This is a genomic window from Ferrovum myxofaciens (assembly GCF_000735045.1).
GTDB classification, from domain to species: Bacteria; Pseudomonadota; Gammaproteobacteria; order Burkholderiales; family Ferrovaceae; genus Ferrovum; species Ferrovum myxofaciens.
Window position 1 is genome coordinate 1 of sequence record NZ_JPOQ01000075.1, and the last position, 9,839, is coordinate 9,839.

Annotated in this window: 9 protein-coding genes; 3 read left to right on the forward strand and 6 right to left on the reverse strand. The window is 47.0% G+C overall.

Annotated features, from left to right (window positions below; translation table 11 throughout):
• Nucleotides 1-483: 483 nt before the first annotated feature.
• The gene (locus tag IV91_RS0109705) at nucleotides 484-1,302 is read right to left on the reverse strand and encodes a 2OG-Fe(II) oxygenase (RefSeq protein ID WP_051862490.1); all 819 of its coding nucleotides are present in this window, start codon (nucleotides 1,300-1,302) and stop codon (nucleotides 484-486) included.
• Nucleotides 1,303-1,695: 393 nt separating this feature from the next.
• Here IV91_RS0109705 and IV91_RS0109710 point away from each other — a divergent pair, with 393 nt between their 5' ends.
• The 3 genes from IV91_RS0109710 (at nucleotide 1,696) to IV91_RS15850 (ending at nucleotide 5,195) form a co-directional block, all read left to right on the forward strand.
• A complete protein-coding gene (locus IV91_RS0109710; RefSeq protein ID WP_031597923.1) occupies nucleotides 1,696-3,132 on the forward strand; it encodes a lipopolysaccharide biosynthesis protein in 1,437 nt (478 codons plus the stop codon).
• 90 nt (nucleotides 3,133-3,222) lie between these two features.
• Nucleotides 3,223-4,293, forward strand: a complete 1,071-nt coding sequence (locus IV91_RS0109715; RefSeq protein ID WP_031597924.1) for a glycosyltransferase family 2 protein — start codon at nucleotides 3,223-3,225, stop codon at nucleotides 4,291-4,293.
• Between the two features lie 251 nt (nucleotides 4,294-4,544).
• Nucleotides 4,545-5,195, forward strand: a complete 651-nt coding sequence (locus IV91_RS15850; RefSeq protein WP_051862492.1) for a class I SAM-dependent methyltransferase — start codon at nucleotides 4,545-4,547, stop codon at nucleotides 5,193-5,195.
• A gap of 2 nt (nucleotides 5,196-5,197) precedes the next feature.
• On the opposite strand, the gene IV91_RS0109725 is transcribed toward IV91_RS15850, so the two are convergent.
• From IV91_RS0109725 to IV91_RS0109745, 5 genes are all read right to left on the reverse strand, one after another.
• Nucleotides 5,198-6,217 carry a glycosyltransferase family 4 protein gene (locus tag IV91_RS0109725; RefSeq protein ID WP_051862494.1) on the reverse strand — a complete coding sequence of 340 codons (1,020 nt, stop codon included), beginning with the start codon at nucleotides 6,215-6,217 and terminating at the stop codon, nucleotides 5,198-5,200.
• Complete coding sequence (locus tag IV91_RS0109730) at nucleotides 6,207-7,199, reverse strand: glycosyltransferase family 2 protein (RefSeq protein WP_031597928.1); 993 nt, start codon at nucleotides 7,197-7,199, stop codon at nucleotides 6,207-6,209. The genes IV91_RS0109725 and IV91_RS0109730 overlap by 11 nt, the downstream gene beginning before the upstream one ends.
• A gap of 27 nt (nucleotides 7,200-7,226) precedes the next feature.
• Nucleotides 7,227-8,159, reverse strand: coding sequence for a glycosyltransferase family 2 protein (locus tag IV91_RS0109735; protein ID WP_031597930.1), 933 nt, complete (start codon nucleotides 8,157-8,159; stop codon nucleotides 7,227-7,229).
• The gene (locus tag IV91_RS0109740) at nucleotides 8,156-9,133 is read right to left on the reverse strand and encodes a sulfotransferase family protein (protein WP_031597932.1); all 978 of its coding nucleotides are present in this window, start codon (nucleotides 9,131-9,133) and stop codon (nucleotides 8,156-8,158) included. Before IV91_RS0109740 ends, IV91_RS0109735 begins: the two co-directional genes overlap by 4 nt.
• Before the next feature lie 3 nt (nucleotides 9,134-9,136).
• Nucleotides 9,137-9,839 (reverse strand): sulfite exporter TauE/SafE family protein (locus IV91_RS0109745; RefSeq protein WP_031597935.1); only part of this gene is annotated, 703 nt, incomplete at its 5' end.

The following is a 9,839-nucleotide window of genomic DNA, read 5'->3' on the forward strand; positions in this document are numbered from 1 at the left end:
GAGGAACGAAAAAACTGATCAGTTAAACCAAAATTACGAGCATGTAGTGCCACTCCGATTTTTTTGTGGTCGTAACAAACTGATAGTTAAAGAAATTAAATTCTCTGCGTTAAACATGGGTTAACATTGGTCATCGTTCCTGAAAAAGTGGTTCTCACCACTTCGGTTTCCAGCCCACGCATCCCGCTGCCAAGTTGCAGGGATATTTGAGGTGGAGTGGATTGGTGATCTACTTTGATCAAAGCCTAGGTCGCTGTGGTTCGGTGTCCTGCCTTGAGATGTTTGGAATCAAGGTTGGAGTGGCAATGACTTTGATGGAGGATTGTTCGTAGAAGCCAGAGCGTTTCCAGGGAACCTCTATGATGACCATACTTTGAATGAGCAACGGGAGCAAGCGACGATCCTGATACAGGACATGAAGGTGGCCCCCAAGACGGTGTATGCGGACTTGGGTTGCCGGGGAGTAGATGCAGAGAATTCTGGTTACTTCCTTGTTTTTTCAGCCATCATCCCGAACCTCCAGGAAAGCCCTGAAGCAACCCTGGCACCAAACAGCAACGTTCGTTGTGCCTGTAGTCTCAGCCAAGAAGAGGAGTCATTGGCAGCACTTTGTGATCGCCAGTAGGTTACCCCATCACCACTGAATTGCTCAGCATCACTCGCTGTATAATAATAAATTGCAACCGACTGTCGATTCTTGCTAGATACTGGCGTTGTGAATCCATGCATGGAATCATTGTCGGTCTGAAACAGAACACAAGTGCCTAATGTTGGGAGAACGATTTTTTCTATTCGATCTTGATTCTTGTGCCATAATTCCAGCATTCCGCCGTTTTCTTCAGTCCAGTCCGAGTTCAGGTAGAAAAGTAAATTTAGTCGGCGAAAAAGAGGCAACCCTTTGACGACATGAAAATCCGTATGTGGCGTAAGTGTTCCACCAGGCCCAGTTGAATGCAATCCACCTCCAAACAAGTGGGGATCAGGCAGAATCTGAGGAATACCTGTTACTTTCGAAAGCCAGTTAAGAAACGGTCCCGAGTTCAGCTCGTATATTAAGGTTCTTAACGGGTCTGGTATTATGCTGATATCATTACAAACCTGCTTCAGGTGCTGGTGTTCATGACTAACATTTTCCCACCCTGACCAACTCGACTCTGGAAATGCTTTTAGAAGAGGAATCAGCGAATCCTTTTCAACAAGTTCATCTATCACCAGGTGACGGAATGGGTGTGCTTTCTGAAATGAGTCCTGAAGACGATCAACATTGGCGTCTAAAATATCCTTGGCAATCCATTGAAACATGGTTTATCCTCTTGCAATGTTGTAGACTTACGCGGTGAAAAAGTTTTTAATAGGGCTGGTTTTTCATGTTCTCTGTTCCAGAATGCATACTACATTGAGAATTCACAGAAAATTAAGTGTCGAAACCTCCCATTACGGAATCATACCTCTTTTAACAGGCTGTTGAAAAATAGCTTTTATAAGAAATTTCCATACTATAGTGTTTTGTACAACATATAGTGGTGATCGTTTTGAAAATAGGTGTTTTTCAACAGCCTGCTAGGAAACCTCACTTCCATATGCTTTTTCCTTACTCTCGGTTGTCTCTACTGGTTACAAATCGTGTATGCCCAATAAAGATCACACCGCATCCCTCCCTGCCCCATACCCCCCGAACTTTCTGAGCAGTCGCCGATGAGCAAGGTCAGAAAGTCCATCCTGTTTTCCCTTGGTCAAAGTTATGCCAGTTTTGTCCTGCAGTTCGTCGTCTCTATCATTCTGGCCCGACTTCTCAAGCCCTCCGAAATCGGTTTGTATTCCATCGCCGTCGTATTGATAGGATTTGCCAGTTCCATGCGCGATTTTGGCATTTCCAGTTACATCATTCAGGAAAGGGACCTGACCTCGGACAAGATACGCGCTGCTTTTACGCTCACCCTGTTCACGGCCTGGACCCTCGCCCTTGTCATCCTGCTGGGAAGCAAATACGCGGCAGAGTTTTACCACCAACCTGGCGTTCGCTCCGTCATGCAGATCTTGGCTCTCAACTTCGTGCTAATTCCTTTTGGCACCGTACCCATGGCCTACATGTACAAGAAGATGGAGTTCAAGTACATAGCCCTCATCAAATTTTTCACCAACCTTACTGGAGCTGTTGCCACCGTCAGCCTCGCTTATCTAGGTTACAGTTACCTCTCCATGGCCTGGGGATCCGTTGCCAGCATTCTCTGTACCTTCGCCCTTGTCCAACTGTGGCGTTCTAAAGACATCCCTTTCACCCCAGGCATCAAAGACATAGGGAAGGTATTCTCGTTTGGATCACTGTCCAGTCTAATTACCATTTTGATTGATATTGGACAATCAGAGGCTGATTTGATACTGGGACGACTATCCGGAATGGCGACAGTCGGTTTTTTTGGACGCGCCATGGGCTTGGTTTCAACCTTTGATACGCTCGTCATGAGAGCACTTTGGGATGTGGCTGCTCCCCACTTTTCAGAGCAATCAAGAAACAACCATCCAATGAAACAAAGTTTTGAGGAGTCACTTGCCCTACTCACCGTGGTTGCGTGGCCATTTTTTATCAACTTGGCCATCATGGCAGAACCCATCATCATTGGGCTATATGGCAAGCAATGGACAGCATCCATCATCCCGTTACAATTGCTCTGTATATTTACTTTGGCAAAATCTCCGTTCATGCTCATGGGATCCCTGATGCCTGCGGTTGGAAGAATTGAACAAAACCTCTATCAACTGTTGATGCGAATCCCCATAAGAGGAGCCCTTATTTTCTATGCTGCCCCCAAAGGACTACTGGCAGTGGGAATCGCATTCATAATATCCGGAATCATAGAATCTATCACCGACTTCATTCAGTGTCGGAAGGTCATTGGGATAGACATCAAAGGAATGATTCAGTCACTCCACAAAAGTTTCTGGGTCACGGTCATATCCTGTATTCCTTCAGTGGCAATCATCACAATCGGAAAAAGAATGTTTGAAGGAAAACCCTTGACAGAAATAACCTTGGACATATTATCCTGCTCGGCAATATGGATGTTAATCATATACATTACAAAACACCCAATTGAAAAACAAATATATGGCATGATTGGCAAAACAACATAAACGAAACATACATCAATTAAAAATGTCAAACGAAACAATAGTAATTGCGTTTAATTTAACGAAATTCCACTCAATTCCAGAAAACAATAAATGGTTGAGATTATGAACCTTTATAAATTGGAAAAAAAAAGAGTTCTTGTATCGATATTAAACTGGAACGGCGGAGATGAATCAGTTGCCTGTCTTTATTCGCTTTTTGAGTCGAATTACAAATCTTTTTCTGTTGTCGTAATAGACAATGCATCCACAGATAATTCACCAGAAAATATTAAATGTCTATTCCCCCAAGTCACATTGATTAGGAACTCAGAAAACCGTGGTTTTGCTTCCGCACAGAACCAAGGGATACGGTATGCCATAGAAAAACATTTCGAATACATATGGATACTAAATAACGACACTATAATCGATGCTAATGCGCTTGGTTTGCTAGTTTATTCTTTAGATTCGGACGCATCAATTGGTGCTGTATCACCTATCCTTCTAGATAATGATAACTCCAATTCTAATCGCATTCAGTTCTGTGGTTGTTCAATTAATAGGAAGTTACGTTATTTTGAGCAACACAAGTTTTTAGATGAGGGACTTAAAGCTCAGTCAGAAAATCCAAAAGACTTTTGTCTATGGGGGACAGCCTTACTTACTCGAACAACTATTCTAAAGAAAATTGGCGGATTTGATGACAAACTATTTGCATATTTCGAAGACATGGATTTATCCATAAGGATTATAAAATTAGGATTTTATAATCGCATAGTTGAACAGTCAATTGTATTCCATGCTGGCGTCAACGACCCTAACAGTCGCCCACCTCATTATGTATATTTAAACACTAGAAACAGATATCTATTTTGGATAAACTATCTTCCTTGGCATCAGCAGGTTAACTACACACGGCAATATTTGGCAGGTTCTTTATTGCTTGCTGCATCCTGGCATGATGTTGGAGATAGCCAAAGGGAAACCGCCACGTTACTCGGGATTTGGGATGCACTACGTCGTCGTGGAGGAGGATGGGTCAAGGAACGGAGTTTGCCAAAATGGGTTCCCTCGATATTGCTCACACATCCTTACATCTTTGTAAATATTCTTAGGGGGGATATTCTCGGAGTTACCAAAAAAGTTTTTAAACGACAGTCAGCACCATCCAGAAAGGATTGATCTTGAACAGCAAGCCCATCTACTATTCATGACTTTCCGAGACCATGTCATTTCATGTAGAAAACCTCATGGAAATACATTACTTGATGATATTGAATTGCTCAAAGATAAAAAAACGTATTCATAAAACCATGGAACGAATAGGCAGAAGGTAATCATCTGGAACTGGATTTTAAATTTTGGTCAGAATATCCAGAGGTAATAAAATATTAATTGGAAAACTTTTCTGATAAACATAGGACAACTTTTCAATGGAATTCGACAGACCGAAATATGAAGATATTGATAGACTACCCCTTGTTTTATTGATCCCAAAAAATACCAAAAAGATTCTTGATATTGGGTGCAATCAGGGAGGATTTGGGTTATCCCTAAAGAATCTTATGGATATCGAGGTGTGGGGGGTCGAACCAGATGAACAAGCAGCCACAGTAGCCAAAGAAAGACTGGACAATGTCATTGTGGATTTTTTCCACTCAGGAAATCCCATACCCGACAATTACTTCGACGTAATCACCTTCAATGATTCTCTTGAACACATGCCAGACCCCGCATCTGCTCTTGAATTGTGCAAAAAGAAACTAAAAACGGGTGGACGCATTCATTGTTGCGTCCCCAATATGCGTCATATAGATAATCTAGAACACCTGTTCCTAGAGAAGGATTGGCGATATGAAGAATTCGGTATCCGGGACAAAATACACCTGCGATTTTTTACTCTAAAAAGCATCGTTCGTTTATTTGAAAATCTAGAATTAAATGTCGTACAGACCATGTTTATCAATGAGAAATGGTGGGATTCAAAAAAACTATTGCGCAGATTACTTTATCGATTCTTTCCTGAATTAATGAGCGATACAAAACATATTCAAATCGTCGTTATCGCTGAACCAAAAAAATAGTTTCAATCCATATTCACCGCGTGGATCATCGCCGTTGCATGTCCCTCGGCACTCTTCTTCCAGTCAAACCGGGCTACGCGTTGGAGGCCAGCAGTGATTAAACTTTGACTGATGCCATGAGTTTGGTCAATGAGTTGTTCCATGGCGTTTTGTAATGCTTGAACATTTCTTGGATCAATGATTATTGCGGCTTCCCCCGCCACTTCTGGACACGCGCTGACGTTGGAGGTAATGACCGGGCAACCACAGGCCATGGCCTCCAGTATGGGCATACCGAACCCTTCATAGAGGGAGGGAAAAACGAATCCGGATGCTTTTTGATAGAGCTCAACCAGATCTTCCGTACTCAACATCCCCTGGATCAACTCCACTCCCTTGATATTTTGATACTTGCCTCCTTCCGCACGGGGCAGTTTGAGTTTGAGTCGGACATCGTGTGTTTTTTTCAGTCGTTGGAATGCTTCCACAATACGCGCTACATTCTTGCGGGGTTCATTGTTCGAGATGTGAAGGAAATAGTTTTCTTTTGGCATCTGGGGTTCTTGAACCCCGAATTCCGGGCTAACGCCGTGGGGACAGACGACAATCTTATGTTCCGGCACCCCAGTCAGCCTCACGGCTTCCACTTTGGTGAATTGTGAGACCGCAATCATGGCTGCCACACCCTCCTTGAGTTCCTCCCACCGTTTCAATTTATCCCTGGCATATCTTTTGGATAAAAAGGCCCCCTTGATCGTCTGGAAATACTCCCATCCTGACAAACTGATGGGGGCAAAACCATGGACGGTCATCACCAGCGGGATCTTCGAGTCGAGCAGAAATTCCAGTGGAGGATTCCCACCCCCAGAACGGATATCCCACAATACATCCACTGTCTGAGGGATCGCTGTCTTACTGTCAAAGTGAACGGCTTCGATCCCCAGTTCCGGAAAATAACGTTCCACATTATCCGCATACACCCTGAAACTCTGGGGAAGTTCGGCAGGTCGGTAGATCCCGACGCGCAATACCCTATCGGTCATAACTACCCCCCAGTTTTTTGAGAATTTGGCTCAGCAGAGTGGAAAACCAAAAAGGGTCCAGTCGGGTATAGCGTGCCCAGTATTCCATGGGCAATCCTTCCCTGCGCCGCAAACGATGCAACAAACCAGCCACGAAATCCTGTCGGATCCTCTGAATATTCTCTCGACACAATTCAGGCAGGGCGACCTCATCAGGAAACAATTGAGGAAGAGACCGCCACTTCTGCAGATTCTCGAGCATCAACTTGAATGAGCGCAGTTCCCCCCAACCACCTCCCTGTGAAATGTTAACGCCTTCGCCCATTTCAACTTCCACCTGAAAACAGAAACCCGCAAGGCTGACTCTTCGTAGCGCTTTCAACCAGAAGACATCATCCTCCCCCAAGGTCAAATGTTCCGGGAACCGAATTTCAGGCAAAGCAGTCCGGCGGTAGACTACGCTGGATGTTTTGATCATTTGTTGCCCCATCACCGGCAGCAGAACATCGCCAACAAACCCATATAACTGTCTTTCAGCATCAAGACAGCGATGGGATTGAAGGTTCAGTTTCATCTGGGAAAACCGATCCTGAGGCCAGTCCGATCGCTGATAGTTGGAAAAAAAGAAATCATACCCTTGGGAAAGAACACGTAGGGCATGGTCCAGATGGTTTGGGGTCCATTCATCATCCGAATCAAGAAAGGCGACATATCGGGTCGATTCGGGCAAATGATCCAAAGCAGTATTCCGTGCTCCTGCAGCCCCCTTGTTTTTCTGTTCAATCAACTGGATGAATGATTCATGATCGGGGAAATGGTCATCCAGGATGGATCGAGCAGACCAGGGCGACTCATCATCCACGATCAAAACATGGGGGGAGTTAACCCCTTGCTGAGCCTTGATGGAACTTACAGCACGAACCAAAGGTTCGGGGGTCCTCTGGTAGAAGGGAATAACAACGGTCAAATCAGAATGTGACGTGGCACGTTCACCGTTTAACATGGGTCATCGTTCCGGAAAAAATAGTTCTCACCACTTTGGTTTCCAGCCCACCCATCCCGCTGCCAAGTAGCAGGGATATTTGAGGTGGAGTGGGTTGGTGAGCCAGGCTTTGATCAAAGACTGAGTTGCTGTGGTTCGGTGTCCTGCCTTGAGATGATAAAGTCCGAAGTCGGCATGGTAGGCCGCCAACTTCTTTTTGAAAACGGTTGTAGGCACGCATCGGCTGTCCTGACTGCATAGCCCCCACTGTTTCCGAGCCTGAGTAAGGAGTCGAGTTCGATAATCCACATCCCTGACCTTTCTGTTTCCCTGATGGGGATGTTGTCGGTACAGCGTGGATGCGTAGGTCAATTTGGTAAAGGGATACTTCCGGCAAATTCTCAGCCACAGTTCCCAGTCTTCACTGTAGGGTAATGTTTCATCAAATCCGCCACAGTTCTTGAAGACTTCGGCCCGGAACATGGCCGTGCTGGTGAGCACCCAGCAATCCAACAATAATTGGTGATAAATCCACCCGGAATAATCCGGGTCGATCTGATCTCCTGGGATTGCTTTGTGTAAAGTGTGGGGTTCAGGAAAATGTCCGTCCTTGGGAAACCACAGGGTGAAGTCTGTGTAGATGACGCCACTCTCCGGATATTTTTCCATGGCTTCGACCTGACGGGCCAGTTTATCTGAAAACCAGTAGTCGTCATGGTCGATAAGGCAGATGAACCGTCCCTTCGCTTCGCTGATGCCACGGTTTCTTGCCACACAGACCCCGGAATTCTGTTGGACGATGAGGCGAACACGGGGAGAATTGCGGGCGACGATGTCCTGGGTACGATCCGTGGAGCCATCGTCCACCACGATCAATTCAAAATCCTGAAAGGTTTGATTCAGAATCCCCTCCAGGGTCTGAGCAATGTAATCCGCGCAGTTGTAGGTCGGGATGATGACGGAAACCATGGGCTTATTCATACATCCTGCCCAAAAAGACGTCTTTCCACCCAGCGCACCGGTTTTCCGATCACCCAGGACCAGGAACGAAGAATGCGGTTGAAGGTGATCTGCAAACCACCGCGAATGACCCCGGACGAACGGATATGACTCACCAAAGCCTCTGGAAACCCCTGTTGAATCGTTTCCATGCGCGTCCACAATTCATTCAAGACAGGAATATTCAGAGGCAGTTCTTTCGTTGCGCTCACCAATTCACCATGAAGGTCCTGCGCCAATTTGAGAACAGGTTGTGTATCCTGAAGTTCCTGTTCTGCCGTGTGATGGCGCAAGTCACGGGACAGAAATGCGTCCAGACCGGATTTCGCCTCATTGACCGAAACCGGAAAGGTGAGGTTCAGTTCCCGCTCGATCCGCAGCAAGGATTCCACGGGTTCTTCAAGAAACCGGTCAAAATCGATAAAAGTTCGGGCATACCCACGACTGTATCGTTCCGCCTCCAGATAATGCAAGGTCCAAAGCAGAAAGGATTTTTCCCTGGGGAATCCATCCCGTTTTTCCAATGAACGGTGGACCGCGGCGGGAGAGCGCACCACAAAGAGGAAGTGGGGGGTGATCTGCAAAGAGGCGAAGATCTCCAGCCACCAGGGCAACAGACGACAAACCCGAGGATCTTTCACGGCCCACAAAGGGCTGCGAGAAAAGTCCTGCTGGATCAGTTTATTGACTTTCCTGACATAAAGCGCCAGATCATCACGTTTCCACCAATCATCGGGATGCAACAGGGGGTCATCCCACGAAGATCCCAGGGTAGCCAGCACTTCGTCGTTGGTATCGGCAATGCCGGCATGCTCGAAATACCCCTTGTCATTGATGCCCGCATGCCCCTGATACAACCGGTCTCCCAGATCCACGCCCAGGCAGCGCAGGGCCCCCGTCGAGGCTGAGGTACCACTGCGGTGCATGCCGATGATCACCAGCACTTGCTTTTTCATGCGTCAGACAACTCCTTTCAACACTTTCATGCCTGCCACCAGCAACAAAGTGGCCAGCAGTATCTGCATCCACCGCCCAGGAATACTTCGGCTCAAGAGGCTGCCCACCAGAACAGCAGGGAGTGACCCCGCCAACAGATCCAGCAATAGCGACCCATCCACCTTGCCGGCCCACAGGTACCCCAAGCCCGCCACCAACGCCAGGGGAATGGCGTGGGCGATGTCCGTGGCCACCAAACGGTGCGGGGTCATCCGGAGCGGGTACAAATACATTAATAACACACTGCCCAAGGCACCGGCACCGATGGAAGTCAGGGCCACGCAAAACCCCAGACCTGCACCTCCCACCACCGTCAGTACCGGTTGAACCGCCTTGAATCGTTCAGGGCGACCCAAACGACGCATGCGCCCAACCTTCAACAAATGGGGAGCCATCAATAACCCAAGACCCGTCACGATCACCAAAACCCCGACGGATGCAATCAAGTCCTCCGGTTTCCCCAGAGTTACCCCATGCCCCACCAGCAAAACGACCAGACAGGCGACCGGGACACTTCCCCACCAAAGCCGTCGCACCACCTGCCAATCCACCTGTCCTTCTCCATGATGCGCCTTGACCGCCACCAGTTTGGTCAGGACCGCAAACCACAGATCCGTGGCAATGGCGGACTGGGGTTCCACGCCAAACCAGAAAATCAATGCCGGA